This window comes from Enterobacter sp. 04-C-12-SI-ECC, assembly GCF_047530715.1.
Lineage (GTDB): Bacteria > Pseudomonadota > Gammaproteobacteria > Enterobacterales > Enterobacteriaceae > Enterobacter > Enterobacter bugandensis.
This window is the reverse complement of the sequence record NZ_JBLKDI010000058.1, coordinates 1-441: the sequence shown is the minus strand read 5'-3', so window position 1 is coordinate 441 and position 441 is coordinate 1. Positions and strand designations below refer to the sequence as shown.

Sequence of the window (441 nt, the reverse complement as noted above, 5' to 3'; positions counted from 1 at the left end):
CCTACAATAAAGCCCTCATCAACCGTGGCTCCATAACTTTCTGGCTGGATGATGAAGCTATTCAGGCCTGGTATGAGTCAGCAACACCTTCTTCACGAGGCAGACCTCAGCGCTATTCTGACCTTGCCATCACGACTGTGCTGGTCATTAAACGCGTATTCAGGCTGACCCTGCGGGCTGCGCAGGGCTTTATTGATTCCATTTTTTCTCTGATGAACGTTCCGCTACGCTGCCCGGATTACAGCTGTGTCAGCAGGCGGGCAAAGTCGGTTAATGTCAGTTTCAAAACGCCCACCCGGGGTGAAATCGCACACCTGGTAATTGATTCCACCGGGCTGAAGGTCTTCGGTGAAGGCGAGTGGAAAGTCAAAAAGCATGGCCAGGAACGCCGCCGTATCTGGCGTAAGCTGCATCTCGCCGTTGACAGTAAAACACATGAAA

Annotated in this window: 1 pseudogene; it reads left to right on the top strand. The window is 52.2% G+C overall.

The annotated features are described in order from the left end of the window. Positions 1–441: pseudogene (locus ACMWL8_RS25130) on the top strand (IS5-like element IS903B family transposase); the annotation flags it as partial.